At 49.0% G+C, this 22,522-nt stretch carries 21 protein-coding genes; 7 read left to right on the top strand and 14 right to left on the bottom strand.

Annotated elements, in window-relative coordinates; genetic code table 11:
* The first annotated feature begins 49 nt into the window (after nt 1-49).
* Nucleotides 50-1,783, top strand: a complete 1,734-nt coding sequence (gene ggt, locus ACXAGR_RS15780; protein WP_474851215.1) for a gamma-glutamyltransferase — start codon at nt 50-52, stop codon at nt 1,781-1,783.
* Nucleotides 1,784-1,817: 34 nt separating this feature from the next.
* On the opposite strand, the gene ACXAGR_RS15775 is transcribed toward ggt, so the two are convergent.
* The 5 genes from ACXAGR_RS15775 to ACXAGR_RS15755 are packed head-to-tail and all read right to left on the bottom strand — an operon-like array spanning nt 1,818 to nt 8,086.
* Nucleotides 1,818-3,149: a sensor histidine kinase gene (locus ACXAGR_RS15775; protein ID WP_474851214.1), complete on the bottom strand. Its 1,332-nt coding sequence runs from the start codon at nt 3,147-3,149 to the stop codon at nt 1,818-1,820.
* Nucleotides 3,150-3,182: 33 nt separating this feature from the next.
* The gene (locus tag ACXAGR_RS15770) at nt 3,183-4,346 is read right to left on the bottom strand and encodes a lipocalin-like domain-containing protein (RefSeq protein WP_474851213.1); all 1,164 of its coding nucleotides are present in this window, start codon (nt 4,344-4,346) and stop codon (nt 3,183-3,185) included.
* Nucleotides 4,343-6,898 (bottom strand): FtsX-like permease family protein, encoded by a 2,556-nt coding sequence (locus ACXAGR_RS15765; RefSeq protein ID WP_474851212.1) that lies wholly within the window; start codon nt 6,896-6,898, stop codon nt 4,343-4,345. Before ACXAGR_RS15765 ends, ACXAGR_RS15770 begins: the two co-directional genes overlap by 4 nt.
* 3 nt (nt 6,899-6,901) lie before the next feature.
* Nucleotides 6,902-7,552 carry an ABC transporter ATP-binding protein gene (locus tag ACXAGR_RS15760; protein WP_474851211.1) on the bottom strand — a complete coding sequence of 217 codons (651 nt, stop codon included), beginning with the start codon at nt 7,550-7,552 and terminating at the stop codon, nt 6,902-6,904.
* A 57-nt stretch (nt 7,553-7,609) separates the two neighbouring features.
* The gene (locus ACXAGR_RS15755) at nt 7,610-8,086 is read right to left on the bottom strand and encodes a CreA family protein (protein WP_474851640.1); all 477 of its coding nucleotides are present in this window, start codon (nt 8,084-8,086) and stop codon (nt 7,610-7,612) included.
* Nucleotides 8,087-8,232: 146 nt separating this feature from the next.
* On the opposite strand from ACXAGR_RS15755, the gene ACXAGR_RS15750 reads away from it, so the two are divergent.
* Nucleotides 8,233-8,607 (top strand): hypothetical protein, encoded by a 375-nt coding sequence (locus tag ACXAGR_RS15750; RefSeq protein WP_474851210.1) that lies wholly within the window; start codon nt 8,233-8,235, stop codon nt 8,605-8,607.
* 54 nt (nt 8,608-8,661) lie between these two features.
* Here ACXAGR_RS15750 and ACXAGR_RS15745 read toward each other — a convergent pair whose 3' ends face one another.
* Nucleotides 8,662-9,276 carry a LysE family translocator gene (locus ACXAGR_RS15745; RefSeq protein WP_119501723.1) on the bottom strand — a complete coding sequence of 205 codons (615 nt, stop codon included), beginning with the start codon at nt 9,274-9,276 and terminating at the stop codon, nt 8,662-8,664.
* A gap of 180 nt (nt 9,277-9,456) precedes the next feature.
* On the opposite strand from ACXAGR_RS15745, the gene ACXAGR_RS15740 reads away from it, so the two are divergent.
* From ACXAGR_RS15740 to ACXAGR_RS15725, 4 genes are read left to right on the top strand one after another with little or no spacing between them, the layout of a single operon-like run.
* Nucleotides 9,457-9,804, top strand: coding sequence for an ArsC family reductase (locus tag ACXAGR_RS15740; protein WP_119501724.1), 348 nt, complete (start codon nt 9,457-9,459; stop codon nt 9,802-9,804).
* On the top strand, nt 9,804-10,931 hold the full coding sequence (gene dapE / locus ACXAGR_RS15735) for a succinyl-diaminopimelate desuccinylase (protein ID WP_474851209.1): 1,128 nt from the start codon (nt 9,804-9,806) through the stop codon (nt 10,929-10,931). The genes ACXAGR_RS15740 and dapE overlap by 1 nt, the downstream gene beginning before the upstream one ends.
* Nucleotides 10,928-11,602 carry a M15 family metallopeptidase gene (locus ACXAGR_RS15730; RefSeq protein WP_474844477.1) on the top strand — a complete coding sequence of 225 codons (675 nt, stop codon included), beginning with the start codon at nt 10,928-10,930 and terminating at the stop codon, nt 11,600-11,602. The genes dapE and ACXAGR_RS15730 overlap by 4 nt, the downstream gene beginning before the upstream one ends.
* Nucleotides 11,599-11,742 (top strand): DUF2897 family protein, encoded by a 144-nt coding sequence (locus ACXAGR_RS15725; protein WP_119501727.1) that lies wholly within the window; start codon nt 11,599-11,601, stop codon nt 11,740-11,742. Before ACXAGR_RS15730 ends, ACXAGR_RS15725 begins: the two co-directional genes overlap by 4 nt.
* Nucleotides 11,743-11,759: 17 nt before the next feature.
* Here the strand turns inward: ACXAGR_RS15725 and ACXAGR_RS15720 are convergent, their stop codons facing one another.
* The 6 genes from ACXAGR_RS15720 to ACXAGR_RS15695 all read right to left on the bottom strand — a co-directional run bounded on the left by ACXAGR_RS15720 (nt 11,760) and on the right by ACXAGR_RS15695 (nt 17,012).
* Nucleotides 11,760-12,083 carry a heavy metal-binding domain-containing protein gene (locus ACXAGR_RS15720; RefSeq protein ID WP_119501728.1) on the bottom strand — a complete coding sequence of 108 codons (324 nt, stop codon included), beginning with the start codon at nt 12,081-12,083 and terminating at the stop codon, nt 11,760-11,762.
* The gene (locus ACXAGR_RS15715) at nt 12,080-12,496 is read right to left on the bottom strand and encodes an HIT domain-containing protein (RefSeq protein WP_474851208.1); all 417 of its coding nucleotides are present in this window, start codon (nt 12,494-12,496) and stop codon (nt 12,080-12,082) included. Before ACXAGR_RS15715 ends, ACXAGR_RS15720 begins: the two co-directional genes overlap by 4 nt.
* Nucleotides 12,489-13,526 carry a succinylglutamate desuccinylase gene (gene astE / locus ACXAGR_RS15710; RefSeq protein WP_474851207.1) on the bottom strand — a complete coding sequence of 346 codons (1,038 nt, stop codon included), beginning with the start codon at nt 13,524-13,526 and terminating at the stop codon, nt 12,489-12,491. Before astE ends, ACXAGR_RS15715 begins: the two co-directional genes overlap by 8 nt.
* Nucleotides 13,527-13,602: 76 nt before the next feature.
* Nucleotides 13,603-14,913 (bottom strand): putative bifunctional diguanylate cyclase/phosphodiesterase, encoded by a 1,311-nt coding sequence (locus ACXAGR_RS15705; RefSeq protein WP_474851206.1) that lies wholly within the window; start codon nt 14,911-14,913, stop codon nt 13,603-13,605.
* Between the two features lie 239 nt (nt 14,914-15,152).
* Nucleotides 15,153-16,070 (bottom strand): DMT family transporter, encoded by a 918-nt coding sequence (locus tag ACXAGR_RS15700; protein WP_474851205.1) that lies wholly within the window; start codon nt 16,068-16,070, stop codon nt 15,153-15,155.
* 78 nt (nt 16,071-16,148) lie between these two features.
* A complete protein-coding gene (locus tag ACXAGR_RS15695) occupies nt 16,149-17,012 on the bottom strand; it encodes a LysR substrate-binding domain-containing protein (RefSeq protein WP_474851204.1) in 864 nt (287 codons plus the stop codon).
* Nucleotides 17,013-17,155: 143 nt separating this feature from the next.
* Here ACXAGR_RS15695 and ACXAGR_RS15690 point away from each other — a divergent pair, with 143 nt between their 5' ends.
* Entirely contained in the window at nt 17,156-18,073 is a 918-nt protein-coding gene (locus ACXAGR_RS15690; RefSeq protein ID WP_474851203.1) for a DMT family transporter, read from the top strand.
* Nucleotides 18,074-18,150: 77 nt separating this feature from the next.
* Here the strand turns inward: ACXAGR_RS15690 and ACXAGR_RS15685 are convergent, their stop codons facing one another.
* Nucleotides 18,151-20,640 carry a glycogen/starch/alpha-glucan phosphorylase gene (locus ACXAGR_RS15685; RefSeq protein ID WP_303574127.1) on the bottom strand — a complete coding sequence of 830 codons (2,490 nt, stop codon included), beginning with the start codon at nt 20,638-20,640 and terminating at the stop codon, nt 18,151-18,153.
* Nucleotides 20,641-20,865: 225 nt separating this feature from the next.
* The gene (gene pgm / locus ACXAGR_RS15680; RefSeq protein ID WP_474851202.1) at nt 20,866-22,518 is read right to left on the bottom strand and encodes a phosphoglucomutase (alpha-D-glucose-1,6-bisphosphate-dependent); all 1,653 of its coding nucleotides are present in this window, start codon (nt 22,516-22,518) and stop codon (nt 20,866-20,868) included.
* Nucleotides 22,519-22,522 lie beyond the last annotated feature (4 nt).

Raw genomic sequence — 22,522 nt, 5'->3', positions numbered from 1 at the left:
CGCTCAACATTGTGAATTCTCCTAAAACAGTTTTACCAGGAACATAAATATGAAAATCATCAGAAGCGGACTGCATCTCAGGCATGTCATTTTATCAGCAATGGTTCAGGCCAGTTTATTCACCACAGCCGCATATGCTGCAACCACAGAAATTCAGACATCAGAGAACGTGGTGTTACAGGAAATCCGGCCGGAAAAAGGCGGCCTGCACGGTGCAGTGGTATCTGAGCACCCGCTGGCTTCTCAGGTAGGCTACGACGTACTGAAAGCCGGTGGAAATGCCGTAGACGCCGCCGTATCAATGGCAGCGATGCTGTCGGTTGTCAGACCCCACATGAACAGCGTGGGCGGCGACACTTTCGCTTTGTTTTATGACGCTGAAACCGGTGAAATAACGGCACTGAACTCATCAGGCAAAGCCGCAGGACTGGCAGAACCCGGATTTTTCACATCGCAGGGTCTCGATAGACTGCCGTTTACCGGTCCGCTCACAGTGACCGTGCCGGGTACCGTGGCTTCATGGGAAGCCTCGCTTAAACGTTACGGTACAATTAGTCTGAGTGACGCACTGCAACCAGCTATCGAAGTGGCACGGGACGGCTTTATGGTCAGCACAACGTTAGCTGCAGATCTCGCCAAAGCCGGCCCGCGACTGAATGAAGCGGGCAAAGCGGTGTTTTATCCCGCCGGAGCACCTTTAGAAGCGGGTTCAATACTGAAAAACCCTGATTTAGCCGGCAGCCTTTCTGCGATAGCGAAAGATGGCGCCTCAGTGATGTACGAAGGTAACCTCGGACAAAAGATGGCAGCGTTTCTGGAAGCTGAAGGCAGTCCTTTACGCGCTTCAGATTTTGCCAGTTTCAAACCTGAATGGACAACCGCGGTGAGTATGCCTTTTCAGGGTAAAAACGTGCACACGGTAAAGCCCAACTCCCAGGGCATTGTGCTTTTGCAAATGCTGACAATGGCCGGCAACATGCCACTTAAAGAGATGGGCCAGAATTCAGCCCCGCTGTTACATAATTTAATTGAAACCACCAAAATTGCTTTTGCCGACCGGGACCGCTGGGTGGCAGATCCGGCGTATGCTGACGTACCTGTTGACGGGTTACTCGATCCTGCTTACCTGAAAAATCGGGCTGCGCTTATCAGTGACAAAGCGAGCGCAGATTATATCTCAGGTTTATCTGTTCCCGATGATAAAGGAGCCTTACTGAACGAAGACGGCGATACTGTATTTTTGATGGTCGTGGATGAGAAAGGCAATGCTGTGAGTTGGGTTCAAAGCCTGTACTCCAGTTTTGGTTCAAACCTTATGGTGCCGGGAACAGGTATTGTACTGCACAACCGGGGGGCCGGTTTTTCATTGGAAGACGGACATCCGAACCAGATTGCGCCGGGTAAGCGACCTTTCCATACGTTGATGGCTGCCATGGTAACTGATGACAATGGCAAGTTTGAAATGACCATAGGCACGCCCGGTGGTTCAGGACAACCACAGTTTATTACTCAGGCGCTTATCAACAGCTATGTTTTTGATATGTCACCGCAACTGTCCATCGAATCCCCCCGCTACCGCATTGGCTCCGGTACTGCCGTGACTTTAGATGAACGCCTGCCTGACAGTGTGATCCGTTCCCTGACTGAACAGGGTCACGACATCACACTGAGTGAAAGCTGGGTGGCCAATTTTGGTAGTCTGCAAATTATCCGCCGTTTACCCAATGGCGTGTTGCGTACCGGTGCCGATATGCGCCGTGAAGCAACCGCGCTGGCGTGGTAACAAACATTAATCAATCACTGCCGGTGTGGTCTTTTCAGCCCGCCGGCAGAGTTATTGTGAAGCGGGTACCTTTAAAAGGTGTTTGTACTGTCCGTCCCGATGGCGGCGATTCGGCGGTGATCTTTCCACCGAAACTGGTGACAAAGGTTTTCACAATATTCAGTCCGTAGCCAATGCCCAGCTCAGACTCTGTTCCCATAGAAGACACGTTCTTTTCCACGGTGAACAAGCGGGCAAGTTTTTCTCCCTCAATGCCGGTTCCTTCGTCTTCCAGAGTAATGGCAACGGTATCGCCCTTCTCTTCTGCATCCAGCCTGATGGTGCCGTTGTGATAGGAAAACTTCACTGCGTTGGACAGCAAATTCGCCATAACCTGATGGGTAAACAAACCGGGATCCACGTTAATCCGGATTTTCGACAACTTCTCTTCGTCATAGGTAAACGTGAGGGATTTATGCTGCAGTTTCATCTCAAACAACGATGATAACAGGCCGACACAATCAGCCAGGCTGCAGGGCTGCTTTTTAATTTCAAGGGATTCATTGGCCAGCAAATACATTTGCTGAACACGCTTTGTCATATCGGTCAGTGACTGGCAGGCAACATCAATATTATCAATATAATGTTCCGGATCCCCCTGGCGGGTTTTCAGAGCCCAGCTGGCTGCATTGATACTGGCTACCGGCGTGCTCATGTCGTGAGTCAGTACCTTTAGTAACATACTGATGTTGGCGTTCTGGGCAGACAATTTCCGCTCGTATCGTTGCTGCATGATCAGATGGGCATACATCATGGTGGTGTTGATAAATATCCAGCCGAACACCATCAGCGACTGGAAAACCGGCGACATGATACCGTCACCACTGCCCGGGAAATTAAAACCATTAATGTCCATAAGAAGCAGCACCAGGCATACGCTGGTGGTGAGTGTTGCCCAAAGCACCAAGCCCCGCATACCGGAGATGATCCCTGCCAGACTTGGCAAAATTCCGAACCAGATCAAAATATGGCTGTTGAATCCCCCTGAATAAAACGCTGAAACCAGTTGATGGCTCATGCCTGCCAGCAACATGATGTTAGAAATTAAAAAGACGCGGTTAGAGAACCGGTAAAATAACGGGCTGATCAAATGAACGATGGATGCGACAAGGCTGATAACCTTAGGGGCCGTGCTGCTCATAAAAATGAATGACACTGCGACATAAGCCCACATGAGAACACCGGTGCACAACACGGTAATAAGATGCGCGTGGATAACTCTGGGATCGAGGTCGTTTTTTTTCAGCCTGACGGCGGCGATGTAATCGAAAATGTGCCAGTAGAGTTTACGCAGGACACCTTGAGACTCAGTTCGTTTTACAGACATCGTATTTCAATTATGATTAACGAATAATCTAATTTACGGGTTTTGCCCCGTTAATTCCATAAATCCCTGCCCTGAATGTGTACCTTCTACATTCACCCTGCCTTCATAGTAGGAAAAGCGTCCTTCGTTCCACTGACCGGGCTTGAACGGACTGATTGTCACATCAAGATTTTTTGACGGGATCTTCATGTTCCACCGAACCTGAGCCGTGCGGCCATGAAAGGATTCGGCTCCGTCCGGAACCAGAGACAAATCATCCTGCGACAAGGTTTCAGAGCGTCCGTCAGCAAAAATATAGGTGCCGGTGACATAAGGAGGCAGTTTATTAACGTACATTCTGAACGCCATTACTTTAGCGCCATTATCCAGATGCAGTGAAAACCAGTCCCAGCCTAAGGCATCGTCACTGGCCAGCTGGCTGCTCCATTCATGATCGAACCAGCCAGCCCCTGTCACTTCCGTCTTTTCACCGTGACTGTTTATCACCCCGTTTGCCTGAATAAATGGCTGACTGTAGTAATAAGACCGGTATTGCTCACTGGCTGATTTGGTGCTGTAGCCCTGCTGTCCGTGAAGCACGGACGGACCATTTGCGGTCAGGCTGAGGGTAATATCCGTATGCCGGTTTATGGTGAACTTAAGCTCAGACGGGGTAAGTGCATTGCCTTGTGCCTGCCAGCGCCAGTTGTCAATAAAGGCACTGAACGGTGCTGTTGTGACACCGGCCATACCGGTGCCACCGGCAGAGAATCGTTCTTCAAACTCATGACTGACAGCACTGTGCAAAGACGCATGCCCCATCCACCATTGGTTATCCGCCCAGTTATTTGGCTCATATCCGTCATTAATGAATCTGAAGAGTGTGAATTGCAGCCCGTATTCATCCGGTCCGGAGCCTGCTTCAGGTTGTGTGTCTTCCAGTACAAACGTGAGATACCACCATTCGAGGCGAAATGCCGGGTGACTGCCATGATCATCAGGCAGAACGACAGGCCTGTCAGCGCTGACTGTTGCACTTTGAGGAAGTTTCCGGCTTTCAGGCATATTCAGACCACTGAAAATGCCACCGGCTTTCGCTGTGTTACCGTCCTCCTCAGCACCTGAATCACCGGAACGGGTTATCAGCTGAAACGCTGGCAGGGTGACCAGAAACAACGCAAAACTGATTATCAGCACACGTGCAGCCTGCTTTCTCACAGCCCTTCCTCCTGCCTGAGATCCACTTTTGCGTTCATTTTTCCCAGAGGCAATAACAGAATAATAAACACTACAGCCATGCTAAGCATAAGACCGGACAGCAAAACGTCCACCGACACATTCAGCGGATAAACCCAGTAGAAAGCGTAACGGTTTACCTGAAAAATAAATACATGAGCCAGTACAATACCAGCCGGCAGTGCCATTAACCCGGCCAGCAAGCACAGCAACATATATTGGAATATCAGTACCAGTCTTAACCGCCACTGACCAACCCCCATGGCCCTCAGCACATTCAGTTCAGGACGGAGATCAAGAGTGAGCACACTGACAGAAATGGCAAAGGCGAGACCTGCCACCAGCAGGGTTGCCACGTTCAGCGCATCGGTAACGACAAAAGTACGGTCGAAGGTGGCCATAGAACGGGTGATCAGTTCGCCGGTAAAATACAGTGTTCCGGCACTGGCCAGTACGCTCAAATCCGGTTTCTGTCCGGAGAGTGCATGATTATCATAATAAATCGCCGACAATCCGGCGTACCCAGACGGCGGTGAAAATGCCGGAAGGGGCAATAAAAGCTGCGCTTCAGGATTGCCATAATCCGGATAAATCCCTGCAATCAAGAAAGCGTCACCGGATGTTTTGTCAGAGAGGCTGACCACGGTGCTATCATCAGTTTGAATGTCACTTAATACCACAGTGTCGCCGGGCTTGATATTTAGCCGGAATGCCAGTTGCTGATTAACAAAAATCCCTTCCCGGGATCTAAACTGTGACCACGCCTGCTCAGCGGATGAATACAATGCAAGGCTTTTACGGGCAATGTCGTCAACCGGAAAACTCTTCACTGAGACCGCCAGGCGTCTTTCAGTTGAAGGTACATTAATACGAATAAAGCCCCGCCCTTCATAGACTGAACGGGTTTGAACCTCATCGTTAATCAGTTCCGGAGGTGACGGAGCGTCTGAATAAAAGTATGCCGGTGCGGACAACCGCTGCATCAGCCAGTCTTCAGTGGCCTGCCTGAAACTGTCTGTCATCACATTCATGCCGGTATTCGCGGTGAGGGCGATAAAAAATGCACAAACAGCCAGTTTACTCTTTGCAGAAAGTCTGTGCGTGCCCGCTGCCACATAAGACAATACCGGCATTGAAGACGGCACCAGCCTGCAAACCATTGCTGTGAGTGCCGGCAACCACAGGATAACCAGCACACAGCCACTTAATAACACTGCGCCGGTGCTCACCAGCGCGGTCAGGGTACTGTCTGCATTAAAAACAAAACCTGCCGCAATGCCAGTGACTATTACTGTAGTAAACAGGCGTCCGGCAACAGATAGTACTTTCTGACTCTCACAGAAACGGCGCAGAGACAGTGCACCGGATAGCTGTTTGACCGGAATAGCAAAAAAGATCGCCAGCGCAATCACGTTGATAAGCCAGGCCAGCAGCACCATCTGAACGATAAAAGGTGAAGGCGAAATAAATACCCCGTCGAACAGGCCGGCAAACACAGACTGCAACACCGGAGTCAAACCTCTGGTAAGCCCGAGCCCGCAAAACACGCCCGCCGGCGCGGCGATAAAACAATACAGAATAAGTTCTGCAAACAGTGCCGTGAGTATTGTCTGCTTTGCTGTACCCAGTTGCCTCAGCCGTATAATCGTTGCCAGCCTGGCGCGGTACATCAGCATGAGTGCATTTAAAATGATGAACAAAGCCACTACCGCCATGAGCATACCCATGGCCTGCAAATTTAATCTGAAGCTGGCTGACAACGTACCGGTTTCTGCCTGAACCGGCGGCGGTATAAAAGTAAGATGAGCAGGTAATGCAGACTTTAGCTGTGCGATTTGTTGATCATCCGGGTCGCCTGCAACAATCAGTGCAGACAGAGGAGTGTTGTCAGGCGTAATCTCTTTCCGGTAAAAGTTTTGCAGACCAGTTACCAGTATATCCTCCGGCAGCCCCTGCACAGAGACAGGCTGCCGGACAGCCGTACCATCGCCGTACAGTTCCTGATTGTCACAGGTTAAGCCTGTAATAAACCCCGGTGCAGCATAGCTGACAATGCCTGATGAATTTCCCCGCTTGCCGGAGTCAAATAATGCAGAACCACCGGAAGCACTGTTGAATGTGCGGGACTGAACAGTCGTGTCAGGTAGCGACATCAGGGCCGTTTCATCAATACCGGTCAGAGTGACAGTTTTTGCGTTTTTACCTTGCTTTCTGTCATTCCCGGTATCACCGCAGGAAAGTGTAATATCCCGCTGACTGATACCAATCAGACCGGTAAACCCCTGCTTTCTTAACCGGACATAGTCTTGTTTGGTTAACGGCTCAACGTCAGAGCGCGGCGACACCGTACCGGCAGCAAAAAAACCGCGACTACCGGAAGCCAGCTCCCCCTGCCTTGCGCCTTCATTAATTAACCAGACGGCAGAAAGCCCGCCGGTGGCGACAAGTAATGCCATGAGAATAAGCAACGGCTGCCATGGCCGGGTCAGTGCCATTCTCAGAAAAACGTGCAGCACAGGAAACAAACCGTGCATCTCTCAGTCTTCCAGCTTTCCGTGACGTAACCAGCATTGCTGCTGCGCGAGAGCGGCTACTTCATTACTGTGTGTTACCACAACCAGCGTAGTATTCAGCTCACGGCACAATGCATATAAAGCAGAAGATACTTTCTCACTGTTGTCTTCATCCAGATTGCCGGTAGGTTCATCTGCCAGAATGAGGGAAGGTTTATGAACCAGAGCACGGGCAATGGCGACCCGTTGCTGCTCTCCACCTGAAAGTAAGGCGGCAGACTTACCGGCCAGCGCGCTAATCCCGAGCCGTTCCATAATGTGCTGCTGATAATCAGTATCCACATTGCCTTTTAACCTGGCGGTAAAGGCAATGTTATCTTCAACAGATAAACAACCCAACAGATTGAAACTTTGAAAAACCACTCCAAGGTGTTCTCTGCGAAAGCGGTCAGCCTGCTTTTCTCCCTTAAAAGGCAGAGTAACGTTATGAACAGTAATAGAGCCACTGTCCGGTTCATCAAAACCGGCAATCAGCGAAAGTAATGTAGACTTGCCGGAACCGGATGCGCCGCGGATACTGACAGACTGCCCGGTGTCCAGAGATAAATTGAGATCGTCAATAACAGGCTTATTGCCGTCACCGAACTGCTTGCTAAGGTGGCGAATTTTTAACATGACGCTGCACTAACCCTACATCTGAAGAGCTGACCGGAAAGGTGAAGCTCCGGAAGATCAGCGCCCGCCTTCATTACTGTTTACTGCAGTTGCATGCGCCTGCGTACCCCACAGCGGCACAGTAGATAAGCTATGTTTGAAACTGCCGGAAGTCTCTTTCGTAGAATATGCCAGATACATCAATGTCTGGTTTTCCGCGTCGAGAATGCGCCGGATTTTCATTGACTTAAACAGTATGCTTTTAGACTTGGTAAACAGCACGTCGCCGTCTTTTCCCTTGTCGATTTTATCTATCATCTCACGGGTAATCGGGCCGGTCTGACGGCAGGCAATGGAACTGTCTGACGGGTCGGAGAAATCCAGATTGGCTTCAATACTGGAGACATGGCAAGTCACACCGGTGACCACAGGATCGGTAAAGGCGTCCAGCTTTATATCTTTGGTGGTGAAAACACCCAGCGACACATCGCCAACTTCATTTCTGTCACAGCCACTTAATAATAAAACGGCTATAATACTGACTATCACCCGCATACCTGCTCCCCCGGTTAAGTTCATAGTTTTCTGCATCTTAGTACTGTTAATTCAGTATGGCGGATTACACCGGCTATATTAAACCCTTTTCAGTTTGAACAAACCCTCAATTGTGCCGTATCAGAAGCAGCACTCAGGAGAATACCGTGAAACAACCATTACCTATGCAATTATTTGAGCTGTGGACACTGGCACCTCAGGTTATCGCCACCCGCTTAATGCAAATGGCCACCACGTCGTACCCGGCAAAAAAATCCGAAGTGCGTGAAATGAATGAGATGTGGACAGAAAAGACACAGGCCATGGTCAGTGCCTGTCAGGCTGTAACGGCAGAATCCCTGCGTTTTCAGACGAAGATTTTTTCAGCAGTTGTCAGTAATGCCATGACCCCTGCACTCATCCCGCAAACCGCAGCACAGGCAATGCTTCGCTACGGACCTGCAGCGGGAACAAAAATGACAGAGAAGCTGGTTCAGCCTTTTCACAAAAAAGTGAAGTCAAATGCACGGCGTCTGCTGTAGCACCGGTCATCCGGTGCTTCAGCGTTGTGCCGCCGGATGTAAATAAAGAAAGGTTTAGCCGGCTGCCAGCCAGATCCCGACACCGATCATCAGCGTGCCGGCAATCCGGTTCATCAACCTGACATTACCGCTTTTCATCAACAGCGACCTCAACGAGCGGCCACCGGATGCATAAATTAGCAGGCAGGTGAATTCGAGCAGGAGAATAATCGCAATCAGGCTGACCAGCTGAGCTGCCAGCGGTGAGCCGGTATCAAGAAACGGTGGTAACAGCGCAACAAAAAATGCCCACCCTTTGGGGTTAGCAATGGCCGTGATAAACCCCTGCATAATTAACGCTTTTTCCGTGGCCTGGGCCGCACTGTCAGTGCTGATGGCCATTTTGCCCCGTGACATCCACATTTGTATGCCGGTATAGGCCAGATAAACCCCGCCGGCATATTTCAGTACGGTGAACACATCCGGATAATTTAATAACAGTGCTGCCACACCGGCGGCAGAAAGTGTTGCCACCAGACCGACGCCGGCCAGTTCTCCCAGCATCATCCACAGCGCCCGCTTAACGCCGATACTCATGCCCAGTGTCATCGCCAGCGTCATACACATACCCGGCGTCACAGAGACAAAGAAAAAGGTGGGAATAAAAACAGACAATAAGCCGGTGTTCATAAAATAATGTCCGCAAAAAAAGAGCATGGGAAATTGCCAGAAACCTTTGCAAAACGCAACGACGAGCCGGCAAAAATGAGGCAAATATACGCTTTGTCATGACCGTTTGCTCCTGCGCCGGTTGCGCCGGCCAGCACAGTTAATTAGACTGACCGGCAACGTATTATCACGATGAACACTATGAGCACTACTCTTTACGGTATCAGTAACTGCGATACCATCAAAAAAGCCAGAAAGTGGCTTGAACAGCAAAATATCCCTTTTACTTTTCACGATTACCGTAAAGACGGTCTGGACGAAGCCTGGCTTAAAGAAACAGAAAGTCATCTGGGCTGGGAAAACCTGCTGAATAAACGGGGCACTACTTTTCGTCAGTTGCCGGAAGAAGACAAAACAGATTTAACCCGTGATAAGGCTCTGAGCCTGTTACTGGCAAATCCGTCGATGATCAAACGCCCGGTGCTTATTCACAACAACAGCTACCATCTTGCTTTTAAACCTGCTCAGTATGAGGAGATTTTTGCCTGATGAGTACTGTTATCGATGTTGCCAAAAATCTGATCAACCGCCGCTCAGTCACACCTGAAGATGCCGGTTGTCAGGATTACATGAAAGCCTGGCTGGACGAGTCATGTTTCAACCATGAAACCATGGTTTTCGACGATACGACGAATTTATGGTCCCGACGGGGAACTGAAGCTCCTCTTTTGTGCTTTGCCGGTCATACCGACGTTGTCCCAAGCGGGCCGGAATCAGCCTGGCAAACCCCGCCGTTTATCGCCACTGAAAAAGACGGCTATCTACATGGCCGCGGTGCAGCTGATATGAAAGGCAGTCTGGCAGCGATGATGGTCGCTACCCGCAGATTCGTTGCTGACTATCCAAATCACAAAGGCAGCATCGCCTACCTCATTACCAGTGACGAAGAAGGACCATTTATTAACGGCACCACCCGAGTTATCGACACGCTGGAAGCCCGGAACGAGAAAATTACCTGGTGCATCGTGGGCGAACCCTCCTCCACTTCACAGGTGGGAGATGTGGTGAAAAACGGCCGCCGTGGTTCTCTTACCGGTGATATGACAGTGAAAGGTATTCAGGGTCACGTGGCGTATCCGCATCTGGCTAAAAACCCGGTGCACGATGCCGCCCCTGCGCTGGCCAGCCTGAGTCAGGCACACTGGGACAACGGCAATGAATTCTTCCCGCCCACCAGTTTTCAAATCTCCAATATTCACGCAGGAACCGGTGCAGGCAATGTCATTCCCGGCACCTGTGAAGTGTGCTTTAACTTCCGCTTCTCAACAGAAGTCACCGACCGGGAATTAATTGAGCGGGTCACCACCATCCTGGATGGTCACGAACTGGATTACCATATCGACTGGACCTTTAACGGTCAGCCGTTCCTGACAGACTCCGGGGATCTGGTTGAGGCTACACAGGCTGCCATCAGTCACGTAACCGGCAGAGAAACGGAATTATCCACTGCCGGCGGTACCTCTGACGGCCGCTTTATAGCGCCAACCGGCGCACAGGTCGTTGAACTGGGTCCGGTGAATGCCACCATCCATAAAATCGACGAATGCGTATCGATGGCCGATCTGGAAACGCTGACTGATATTTATTACGACATCATGGTCAGGTTGCTGGCATGAGTATGACGGCATGGCTGGGTATTGATAATCCTTTTCTGGTTCCTCTTGATGATAAGTTCTCCATACACCGTGAGGTAAAGGAACCATGGCTTGCTTTGCAGCGGGCCGCACAGGAGGAAGGGCTCGATTGTCAGCTGGTCAGCAGTCACCGTGACTTTACCCGTCAGCTGGCGATCTGGAACAGAAAATGGCGTGGTGAAGCCACCTTGTATGATGCGCAGGGAAAGGCCCTCAATCACAGCGCCCTGTCCGATGATGAAAAAATTGATGCTATCCTGACCTGGTCAGCATTGCCCGGCGGCAGCCGTCATCACTGGGGATCAGATATTGACGTATTTGATAAACACGCAGTGAATGAATGGGGACAACCCTTCGAACTGGTGGACAGTGAATACCGTGAATCCGGTCCCTGCTTCGGACTGGCCTGCTGGATGGATGAAAATTTGCACCGCTTCGGTTTTTCACGCCCTTTTCTGGAAGACAGAGGCGGCGTGGCTGTGGAATTATGGCATCTGACTCACACGTCAACAGCCAGCACATTTGAACAACAACGCCGCGCAGATGCGCTGGCAGACGCCCTGAAACAGGCAGACATGGAAGGCAAAGAAGCAGTGCTCAAACGCATTGATTCACTGTTTGAGCGTTATGTACTGAATAAGGGGATAAGATGAGTACCGGATGGTTAATTCTCATCATTTTACTGGCCGCCGGCTTTATCATCGGCAACATTTTACTGCTTAAGTCGTCGTCAAAGTTCAGAGTACCGAAAGACTTCACACCGCGAAAATGGGATGACGAAGAAGACAAATAATCGTCTTCTTTTCATTATTACCCGTTAACCCGTACAGCAGTGCCACTGATACTGACCATCAGCATACTGCCTTTTTCACCGATAACTTCATAGTCGATATCGATACCCACAACCGCATTTGCGCCCATGGCACGGGCTTCCTGCTCCAGCTCTGCGAAGGCCATTTTACGTGCTTTGGTGAGTTCGTCTTCATAGGAACCTGACCGCCCGCCGACGATATCGCGGATTGAAGCAAACAAATCTTTAAAAATGTTCGCGCCCATGACCGCCTCGCCGATGACGATACCGTGATATTGCGAAATGGTTTTACCTTCAATACCGGGTGTTGTTGTTAAAATCATCTTTTTTCCTCCGTTGAAAAAGCGTTATTCAATGCTTCAATGCGTGCTGCCAGTTCACTGTCACCATAAGGTATAGCAGGCTGCCTTCCCCACACAGGCGCAGGCCAGGCGATATCCTCTTCATAACGGCAAATGTGATGAATATGCAGTTGCCTGACCACATTACCCAGTGCAGCAATGTTCAGTTTATAAGGCGCATACAATGAGGATAATACCTTACAACATAAGCGGGACTCCTGCACATACTGCTGCATTTGCCAGTCATCAAGCTCGTGTAACTCTGCCAGACCTTCGACACGGGGAACGAGGATAAGCCAGGGAAACTGACTGTCATTCATCAGCAGCACGCGGCAAAGTGGTAAATCGGTTACCAGCACCGTATCGTTTTGTAAGCGCTCGTCGAGTTTAAACATTAATGTACTCCAGTGAAGCCGGAACGACCGTGAGAATAGCACGCTGCCCGACAGCCACATTGGCGTTGGGAAACACTACTGCTTCACCGTCCTGTTCAGCAAAATATTCTGCGCCGGTTTCAGATGCCAGTTTATCGCCTTTTGCAAAATCCATGAAATTGGGTGTATCGTCTGCAAAATGCAGTACAAAATCGTCTACCTGCTTGTTGATCACCTGATTAACCCGGTAAATCACCATATCAGATAAATCGTCATTCAATGATATTTGCTGCTCACACACCAGCGAGATAAGCGCATTTCTCGCCTCTTCAAACCGCGCCATGTCGTTCTGACCAAAGGGCTGCACTTTTCCAAGCTCAACGGTAAACGAATGGGCGCCGTGATTCAGTGACGAGTGATAGCTGTAGGTGGTGGTCGGAGACTCTGAAAGTAAAATCGTTTTTACACCACAGGTCTTCATAAACGACAGTTGTTCACGGCTATAGGGTTTGCCATGGAGGAACGGATACACTGCGAATTTTTCGTTTTTAGATTCACGGATAGCGGTGTGCAAATCATAGTGCAGTTTCTCAGCGTTATCTCCGGCATCAGCGTAGAATGCCGCCATGGTATCTTCAAGTTGCTTCGCTCTGATACGCTCATCATTCACAAGCCCTTCTCCGGCTGAATGCGCGCCACAAAACAGCCGGTTCATATTTTCTTCGGTGAAGCGTTTCGCAATGGCCATAGCATCCAGGTTCCCGAATTGGAACAGCACCGCATGGGCAGGAACAAGAGAACCGGTGAACAGGCGTTTTACCATGTCATCACAGATTTCAATGGGGGCGGTTTCATTGCCGTGAACACCGGAGGAAAGCACAATGTATTTACTGTCAGCATTAAGTGTTTGAGGGTAAAAAGCGACAATGCCGGGCGCAACGATGTGAACACGCACACCGTTTTCAAGTTTCAAAGTCTGAGGTTTAACAATATCAGAAGAAAAACGGGAGAGATTGAGAAAATCGCCGTGGGCGAGCAAGCGGGTACGCATGGATATCCTGTCGTTTATGCAATTAATACCGCAGGATTCTATCTATTGTGCAGCTAAAAAGCCAAACATGACCGGTTTATACCAGCATCCTGCGTAAAGGAGAGTCACCAATCATAATATCCTGGTGGGCAAGACTGATAAATTCATTAAGCGGTACAGCACGGGAAAACAGATACCCCTGGCCTGTCAGAATGCCTACTTCTCTTAAGGTATGCAGCTGTTCCGTTGTTTCCACCCCTTCTGCAATCACCTGGCAATTTTTTGCTTTGCCGATAATTTTAGCCGCTTCAATAATGGCACGGTTCACCGGGTTATCCCCCAGTTCCATCACAAAAGACTTATCAATTTTGAGAGCATCAATGTTCAGTTCCCGGATAAACGCCAGGTTGGAATAGCCTTTTCCGAAATCATCCACCGCAATGCCAATACCCAGCGCACCCAGCTCATGCAGTTGCTTTTTCACCATCAATGAGTTCGACAGGGCAACGTCTTCTGTCAATTCCAGTTCAAAACGACTGAGATCCAGCGCGTATTTATCTCTGAGACGGACCAACGCGGGAATGAGTTTACTGTCGTACAGCTGTGTCGGCGAAATGTTTACCGACAATGAAACGTTCAGACCCTGCGCATCCAGTTTCACCATGTTCTGAAATGCCTGCTCGAAGGTCCAGTAAGCCAGTTCATTCATCATGTTGTAGGATTCTGCGGCTTCAATCAGCGGGCCCGGAAACAACACACCATCCAGGGGATGATTCCAGCGTAATAAACATTCTGCACCGGTAATTTGCAGCGTATTCAGATCGACCTGAGGCTGGAAATACAATTCCAGCTCATTTTGTTGCAGTGCCCGCTTGAGATCGGCTTTCAGTGCAAGACTGCGTCCTGTCTCCGCCTTTTCATCCATGGACATAACATGGAAGTTTTCATACTTATTTTCTTTCGCCTGCTTGAGGGCAGCCTCTGCACGGGAAACAAACGCAGTAATATCGAACTTGTCCTGCTTACCACTGACCGCCCCGACATTAAAATCAGCAATAAAAGCATGATTGCCGTGATGCATAGGGGTTTTGAAGTGTTCGACGATATGCTCAAACGTAGCACGGAGTTCTTTCTGTTTGATTTTGTCAGGAAAAACAATACCGAAAACATCACCGCTGATGCGGCCGAAACGCAGGGGTTCATCAAAGAGCAGAATGATCCGGTTCGCGATTTCCAACAAAAACTGGTCTGCGACATTGATACCAAGACTGGTGGTCACGTCGGAAAAACGCACCACATCGATAAGCATCAGGGAGACATGCTTATGTTTTTCCGCACATTGCTCTATGGTATCGATAAAGGCATAGCGGTTTGGAATTGTCGCCAAACTTTGATGTAGACGGCTCATATAAGGAGGCAATCCGGTCACTGAAATTTTCTTTTATTATTATTTATCTATAAAAACATGCGGGAGCCAGACCCGCAACCATTCTTTTGTATTAACGCATATATAAGAAAGCACATGAACATTTAATCAGACAAATGGTGTGTTTACCAAGTTAGATAGACATAAATGTTTAAACTTTAGTATAAAACACTTCTTCCACTGTAATTGACTTATTTTACTCTTTGGCTGAGTTTACTTATTCAGACAATCGGGGCTTGTCCCAAAGCAGCAAGTTTTTGCTTCCTGCCCGCTAGCATGCTGCCAATCGCATTGACGACGAGCGCAAGAAATATAATTGCCATACCTGTTAAAGCCATTGTATTTAACGACTCATTGAGCCACCAGGCACTGAGAATAGCTACCCAAACCGGTTCGAGGGTCATCACTATCGCTCCCTGCCCTTCCGGAGACATGCTCTGTGCTTTCAATAAAAAGAAAAAACGCAGACAGGTAGCAAGCACAATGCTTAACACCAGCCATTGCCACACTTCTGTGACGGTTTGTGTCGCACTCTGCTCGGTGACCAGATAGGCGATAAAGCAAATTGCGCCGGCTGAAATAAGTTGAAAGCACGTTTGTGTGACTGGTGGTATATCTGAGCAATATTTGCCATTTACGTTAAAATACAGTGCATAAAGTACAGCTGAAACCAGAAACAAAATATCAGAAGGCACGAGTACAAAGCCGTTTCTCAACGCAAGAAAGATCAGCCCCGGCACCGCAATTGCTACAGAAGTCCATGTGTGCCTTTTGGCACGGTAACCAAAAAATAATCCCGTCACCGGTATGAGAAGAAAACTCAGGCTAAGCAAAAATGCGCCTGCCCCCAATCCGTCAGACAATAACAAACCCGCTCCCCAAACTGCGGTTTGCACGCCCAGCAAACATCCTGTCATGAGTGCCCGCCGGCGCTTCTGCACGGAGGTACTCAACACTTGACGGGGCTTCAATCCTCCGACCATCAGACCCGAAATGACAAATCGTATAGCCAGGAAAAACATGGGTGTCATGGCAGAAATAACAAATTTTGAAAATAACCAGCCAGAGGCTGCTAATAGCGTGACGACAATAAGAAGTGTATGAGCATAAAGCTCTTTGTTAACCGGTTTATTTTGCAATTGACGAAAGTCCTTTATTAACCAGCCTGTCAGGCTGGTGTTTGCATTCGATAAAAATGAAGGGGAATAATGGAATGGTTAGTTTACCGCACCGGGCGCAGCTAATGCACAATCAATGAACGCAGAAATGGCGCTGGATGGATTGTCTTTTCTGTACACCAGATAGGTTGGTGCAAAGGCAATATCTTCATCTACCGTTTTCAACGTTAACCCTTCGGTTTGATGCAATGCCAGTACAGAACGGGGCACCATGGCCAGTCCCATACCTGCGATAACACAACCAATCATGGTGAAATGACTGGGGATCTCCGTGACCCTTTCGCAAATGTGATTATGTCTGGCGAGCCATTTTTCCAACCGGTGGCGATACGAGCAGCCACGGCTGTAGCCAACCATGGTCAACGTTTCCGGCAATGCAGTGTTATTTTCCCACTCACGGGGCAAGATGAGCACTAACTCTTCTTCGAAGCACTTCACCCGTTCCAGCCTTGGATCGTCGGGCGGATCCGATGCCATCACCAGGTCAAGTTCACCGCTGAGTACTTTCTCCACCAGCGGCATCGAAGCGTTGGCTGTCAACTCAAGTTGTACCGCATCATACTGGCGATGAAAGCGCGCAAGAATACCGGGTAAACGGGAAGCGGCACTGCTTTCCATTGAACCCAGCCGCAATAGACCGCCCGGCTCTGCAAGGGTTAATTCAGCGATGGCCTGTTTCTGAAGTTGCAATATCTTACCGGTGTAGTCCAACAATCTGAGACCGGCAGAAGTTACGGTTAAACGGTTACCTTCCCGCAGAAACAAATCTACATTCAACTCCCCTTCCAGTTTCTTTAACCTTGCCGTGACGTTGGATGGCACCCGTTGAAGAGATTCTGCCGCCCGGCTGACGCCCTTGTGCTCCACAACAGCCTTAAACACCACCAGATCTGAAATGTCCATCAGCAAACCTTGCCATTCAATTAATATGAAAGAAATCTTCTCATTTATTCATTATTAATGAAATAACTAATCCCTTATACTTTTGCACAAGGGTTGAGGCAATGAACGCCTGATACCGGAAATTTGCACCACGGAGAACTACCATGACAGCGCAAAACAGCGCCAGCCAGAACACACTGAAGGGGTTAGGTTATGCCCTTGCTGCCGTCCTCATATGGACAGGATTCATACTCATCAGTAAAGCAGGAGCCGTATCATCCATGGCAGTGCCGGATATGCTGATGGTGCGCTTCGGTACAGCTTGCCTGCTGTTCTCTCCGTTCATTTACAAGCAGCGCAAGGTAATATTCCAGTGGCGTATGTTTGTGCTCGGCGCGATTGGCGGCGTGGCATACGGCGTATCGGTTTTCACCGGTTTCGCCCTGGCACCGGCCACCCACGCGGCATTATTGCTACCGGGATTAATGCCAGTCATGATTGCAGTACTTGCCTATTTCATCGCAAATGAGAGACATCGTCTTTCATCACAAATCGGTATAGCACTAAGCAGCACCGGAATTATTGCTCTGCTAGCTGAAACGTTGCTCGCAGACAGTCACTACTTGTCCGGCGATCTGAGTTTTGTCATTGCCTGCTTATTCTGGGGAATTTTTACGGTATTGCTGAGACGGTGGCAGTTCGCGCCGTGGCACGCCACGCTGGGTATCATTGCGACCACGACCATACTGTTCGTGCCGGTATACATTCTGTTTCTGCCACATAATATTGCGCAGCAAAGTTTTGAAATGCTGGGCCTGCAGGCTTTTTATCAGGGTGTCATGGCTACAACCGTTCAAATGGTTTTGTATGCCCGCGCCGTGCATATTCTCGGCGCAACCAAAATGGGTGGCTTAATGGCACTGGTGCCGGTATTTGCCAGTACGCTGGCTGTACCCATGTTCAATGAACAATGGACAACTGGCCTGTCTGTTGCCCTGGTGATGATATTAGCCGGCACACTGGTAAGTAACCTGCCCGCGTCATTTTTCACCAGAAAGCGTAAGGCCGCAGCCGCCTGCTGAGCAGGCCAAACCGTTAAAACAAAAAAGCCCGGCATCTTTTCAGATCCCGGGCTTTCGTTGTTGTTCGCTCTATAAATTTACTTTACAGAACAGGATGAAAGCTTCCAGATACGCTCGACATAATCATTAATTGAACGGTCTGAAGTGAATTTACCCATCTTCGCTGTATTGATAATGGCCATTTTCGCCCAGCGTTCTTTGTCACGGTACGCCTCATCCACCAGGATCTGCGCGTCGGAGTAAGCACGGAAATCAGCCAGTACCATGTACGGGTCGCCGTGATCCAGCAAGCTCTGCTTGATGGACACTAAGGCACCCGGCTTGCCCGGAGTAAAGTAATCAGTCTCCAGCCAGTCCAGTACCGCTTTGATTTCTGGATCACGGTAATAATAATCCAGCGGCTTGTAGCCTTTTTCTTTCAGCTCATGCACTTCATCAACGGTGAGACCAAAAATGAAGATATTGTCGTCACCCACTTCTTCGGCGATTTCGATATTCGCGCCGTCCAGCGTACCAATAGTCAGTGCACCGTTCAGAGCCAGCTTCATATTACCGGTACCGGATGCTTCTTTACCAGCAGTACTGATTTGCTCTGATAAGTCAGAAGCCGGAATCATTTTCTCAGCTAACGATACGCGGTAATTCGGCAGGAATACCACTTTGAGCTTACCGTTCACCCGCGGGTCGTTGTTGATCTTATCAGCCACTTTGTTGATAGCGTAGATGATGTCTTTCGCCAGTTTGTAACCGGGCGCTGCTTTCGCACCGAAAATAAATACACGCGGGTGCATGTCGTAATCCGGATTTTCCAGCAAACGACGGTACAGCGCCATGATATGAAGCAGGTTCAGGTGCTGACGCTTGTACTCGTGCAGACGTTTAATTTGCACGTCGAAGATAGCATTCACATCAACATCGATGTCCAGGGATTGCTTGATTTCCTGTGCCAGCAGCTTCTTATTTTCCAGCTTCACTTTCATAAACTGTTTCTGGAATGTTTTGTTGTCAGCATACTTAGACAAACCATCCAGCTTTTTCAAATCCAGCGGCCAGTCTTCACCGATTTTTTTATCGATAAGGTTAGATAACGCAGGGTTACACGCCTTCAACCAGCGACGTGGTGTAATACCGTTGGTCACGTTAGTCAGTTTACCCGGCCACAGCGCATCAAACTCAGGGAACAGGTTCTTTTTCACCAGTTTAGAGTGAATTTCTGCTACACCGTTAACGGCGAAAGAGGCAATAACAGACAAATTACCCATGCGAACCATCTTCTCATTACCTTCTTCGATAATGGACAATTTCGCTTTTTTCGCATTGTCACCCGGCCACTTCTTGTCAACCTCAGCCATGAAGCGGTGGTTGATTTCGTAAATGATTTCAAGGTGACGGGGCAGGATCTTCTCGATCATGCGTGCAGGCCATTTTTCCAACGCTTCCGGCAACAGAGTGTGGTTTGTATAAGCAAACACTTTAGTACAAATGCCCCAGGCGGTATCCCAGTCAAGCTCTGCACGGTCAACTAAGATACGCATTAATTCAGGGATCGCGATAGCCGGATGGGTATCGTTAAGCTGAATAACGACCTGATCAACGAAACGGCTCCAGTCATCACCGTGAGCGCGCTTGTAACGGCGGATGATGTCTTTTAATGAGCATGAACAGAAGAAATACTGCTGGATAAGACGCAGTTCTTTACCCGCTTCTGTTTCATCGTTGGGGTAAAGCACTTTCGAAATGGTTTCTGCCTGTACGTTCTCACGTTGGGCATCCACATAACCACCGGCATTAAATACGTCCCAGTTGAAGTAATGAGATGATTCACTCTTCCACAGACGCAGCACGTTAACGGTATTACCGCCGTAGCCCACAACCGGGATATCCCACGGTACACCTTTTACAATTGAACCCGGGTGCCATTCTTTTTGAATGCGGCCATTGTCACCGTACTTAGTTTCAACATAGCCATATAAAGACACTTGCTGAATCGATTCAGGACGACAAATTTCCCACGGGTTACCAAAGTCGCGCCAACTGTCCGGACGCTCAATCTGTGCGCCGTTTTGAATTTCCTGACGGAACAGGCCGTGCTCGTAATGAATGCCGTAACCGATTGCCGGTAATTCCATGGTCGCCAGAGAGTCGATAAAGCAAGCAGCGAGACGGCCCAGGCCACCATTACCCAGTGCCATGTCAGGCTCTTCTTCCATAACATCAGCAAGTTCTACGCCTAACTCTTTCAGCGCTTCATTGGCAACATCATACAGACCAAAATTCTGTAGATTGTTGGAGAGTAAACGGCCCATCAGGAATTCTGCAGAGAAATAATGAACAGCACGTGTATCGTTTAAGTAATGGGTTTTCTGGGTTTTACGTAAACCTTCTAGAACCTGTTCCTGCATAGCAGCACAGGTCGCCTTCCACCAGGCGTGATTATTCGCTTTGTTTTCATCTGTTCCCAGCGTGCAATGCAGGTGACGGATAACAGCTGATTTAAATTCGTTTTTACTACCGGCGCTGACGGCCACAGGGGCAACCGTTTTCGCTTTAGTGGTTTTCGCGTTCATATCAGTTCTCACTTTACTATGGCGATGTAAACTGGCTACAAATTAGCCTTACACTGTAATTAAATTACACAATAAAATATCGATATGGCAGCAATATAGCAGCGTTAAAAACGATTTTTTGTAAAATGTTTGTTAATTTTCAAAAAAAATGGGCTGCATTTAAAAATACAGCCCATTAATTAACAATAAATTTACACTTTAAGCGTCAAATTTAAACATTCTCGTTTATTTAGTAATTTTTGCTACCAGTTCTTCCGCTTCTTTGATGAGAGATTGTAAGTGACTTTCACCATTAAAACTCTCTGCGTAAATTTTATAAATTTGTTCAGTTCCGGAAGGTCGTGCGGCAAACCATCCGTTTTCAGTGGATACCTTCACTCCCCCGATGGCAGCATTATTGCCGGGAGCATGAGTTTGCACTGAAGTAATTGACTCACCGGCGAGGGAGTCGCTGGTCACCACAGACGCATCCATGGCGGACAGTTTCGCTTTCTCTTCCAGGCTTGCAGCAACGTCGACCCGCTGATACACAGGCGAACCGAATTTCTCAGTCAGCGCTTCATAATGCTCACCGGGATCTTTACCGGTGACAGCAAGTATTTCTGCTGCCAGCAGACACATAATAAAACCGTCTTTATCCGTGGCCCAGGTTTGACCGTTGCGCTGCAGGAAAATACCGCCGGCACTTTCCTCGCCTGCGAAGGCGATTTCACCGTCGGATAATCCACCCACAAACCACTTAAAGCCCACCGGCATTTCTGCCAGTTCACGACCCAGGTTCGCGGTGACTCGGTCAATCATTGAGCTGGATACCAGAGTTTTACCTACTTTCAGGCTTTCCGGCCAGTCAGGGCGGTGGCTGTACAGATAATTGATAGCTACGGCCAGATAGTGATTAGGGTTCATAAGGCCTGCAGCAGGACAAACAATACCATGTCTGTCGAAGTCAGGATCGTTACCCCAGGCAAGGTCAAACTTGTCTTTCAGATCGATAAGACCGGCCATTGCATAGGCAGAAGAACAGTCCATTCTCAGCTTGCCATCTTTGTCACGACGCATGAAGCCAAACTGAGGATCAACCTTGTCGTTCACAACCGTGATATCAAGGCCATATTTTTCGCTGATACGCTCCCAGTATCCGACTCCCGCTCCGCCTAAGGGATCGGTACCGAGTTTAAGCCCGGCTTTTGCAATCGCTTCCATGTCCACAACTTCAGCGAGATCGTCTATGTAAGCTTCCATGAAATCCGCTTCCACAAACTTCCCTTCTGCCCGTGCCTGTTGCACATTCATTCGCTTCACGTCTTTATTGCCCGCAGCGATAAGTGCATTAGCACGTTTTTGAATGACAGATGTCACATCGCCATCAGCGGGTCCGCCATGGGGCGGGTTGTATTTGAAGCCACCGTCAGAAGGCGGATTGTGAGAAGGCGTAATGACAATACCGTCAGCTAAGTTCGCAGAACGTCCACGGTTATAACGAATAATGGTGCGGGAAATAACCGGCGTGGGTGTGTAGCCGCGGCTGGCGTTATCTGCCTGCTGGATCACTACATCAACACCGTTGGCACTTAATACTTCAATCGCAGTGATCATTGCCGGTTCTGACAATGCATGGGTATCTTTACCAATATACAGCGGGCCGTCGATGCCTTCTGATTGACGGTACTCTGCCAACGCCTGGCAAATTGCAGCAATATGCGTGTCTGTGAACGTTGTATTTGCTGCTGTGCCCCTGTGACCTGATGTACCAAAACTGACAGCTTCTGCCGGCGAGTCAGCATCAGGAACATAGGTAAAATATTGGGTGATAAGTTCTGCAACGTTAATCAGTTGCTCCGGAGCTGCGGGTTCTCCTGCCTGCGGATGTAATGCCATTTTT

It is taken from the genome of Alteromonas sp. ABH4_457 (assembly GCF_056160625.1).
This window is presented reverse-complemented; position numbering and strand designations above follow the sequence as displayed.

What these genes read in the sequence shown, in the direction of transcription:
- ACXAGR_RS15765 (WP_474851212.1), bottom strand. Translation starts at nt 6,898, where the DNA reads ATGCACGGTTTGTTTCCTGTGCTGCACGTTTTTCTGAGAATGGCACTG.
- ACXAGR_RS15755 (WP_474851640.1), bottom strand. Translation starts at nt 8,086, where the DNA reads ATGCGGGTGATAGTCAGTATTATAGCCGTTTTATTATTAAGTGGCTGT.
- dapE (WP_474851209.1), top strand. Translation starts at nt 9,804, where the DNA reads ATGAGTACTGTTATCGATGTTGCCAAAAATCTGATCAACCGCCGCTCA.
- pgm (WP_474851202.1), bottom strand. Translation starts at nt 22,518, where the DNA reads ATGGCATTACATCCGCAGGCAGGAGAACCCGCAGCTCCGGAGCAACTG.
- ACXAGR_RS15690 (WP_474851203.1), top strand. Translation starts at nt 17,156, where the DNA reads ATGACAGCGCAAAACAGCGCCAGCCAGAACACACTGAAGGGGTTAGGT.
- ACXAGR_RS15775 (WP_474851214.1), bottom strand. Translation starts at nt 3,149, where the DNA reads ATGTCTGTAAAACGAACTGAGTCTCAAGGTGTCCTGCGTAAACTCTAC.
- ACXAGR_RS15730 (WP_474844477.1), top strand. Translation starts at nt 10,928, where the DNA reads ATGAGTATGACGGCATGGCTGGGTATTGATAATCCTTTTCTGGTTCCT.
- ACXAGR_RS15715 (WP_474851208.1), bottom strand. Translation starts at nt 12,496, where the DNA reads ATGTTTAAACTCGACGAGCGCTTACAAAACGATACGGTGCTGGTAACC.
- ACXAGR_RS15725 (WP_119501727.1), top strand. Translation starts at nt 11,599, where the DNA reads ATGAGTACCGGATGGTTAATTCTCATCATTTTACTGGCCGCCGGCTTT.
- ACXAGR_RS15695 (WP_474851204.1), bottom strand. Translation starts at nt 17,012, where the DNA reads ATGGACATTTCAGATCTGGTGGTGTTTAAGGCTGTTGTGGAGCACAAG.
- ACXAGR_RS15745 (WP_119501723.1), bottom strand. Translation starts at nt 9,276, where the DNA reads ATGAACACCGGCTTATTGTCTGTTTTTATTCCCACCTTTTTCTTTGTC.
- ACXAGR_RS15685 (WP_303574127.1), bottom strand. Translation starts at nt 20,640, where the DNA reads ATGAACGCGAAAACCACTAAAGCGAAAACGGTTGCCCCTGTGGCCGTC.
- ACXAGR_RS15760 (WP_474851211.1), bottom strand. Translation starts at nt 7,552, where the DNA reads ATGTTAAAAATTCGCCACCTTAGCAAGCAGTTCGGTGACGGCAATAAG.
- ACXAGR_RS15705 (WP_474851206.1), bottom strand. Translation starts at nt 14,913, where the DNA reads ATGAGCCGTCTACATCAAAGTTTGGCGACAATTCCAAACCGCTATGCC.
- astE (WP_474851207.1), bottom strand. Translation starts at nt 13,526, where the DNA reads ATGCGTACCCGCTTGCTCGCCCACGGCGATTTTCTCAATCTCTCCCGT.
- ACXAGR_RS15720 (WP_119501728.1), bottom strand. Translation starts at nt 12,083, where the DNA reads ATGATTTTAACAACAACACCCGGTATTGAAGGTAAAACCATTTCGCAA.
- ACXAGR_RS15740 (WP_119501724.1), top strand. Translation starts at nt 9,457, where the DNA reads ATGAGCACTACTCTTTACGGTATCAGTAACTGCGATACCATCAAAAAA.
- ggt (WP_474851215.1), top strand. Translation starts at nt 50, where the DNA reads ATGAAAATCATCAGAAGCGGACTGCATCTCAGGCATGTCATTTTATCA.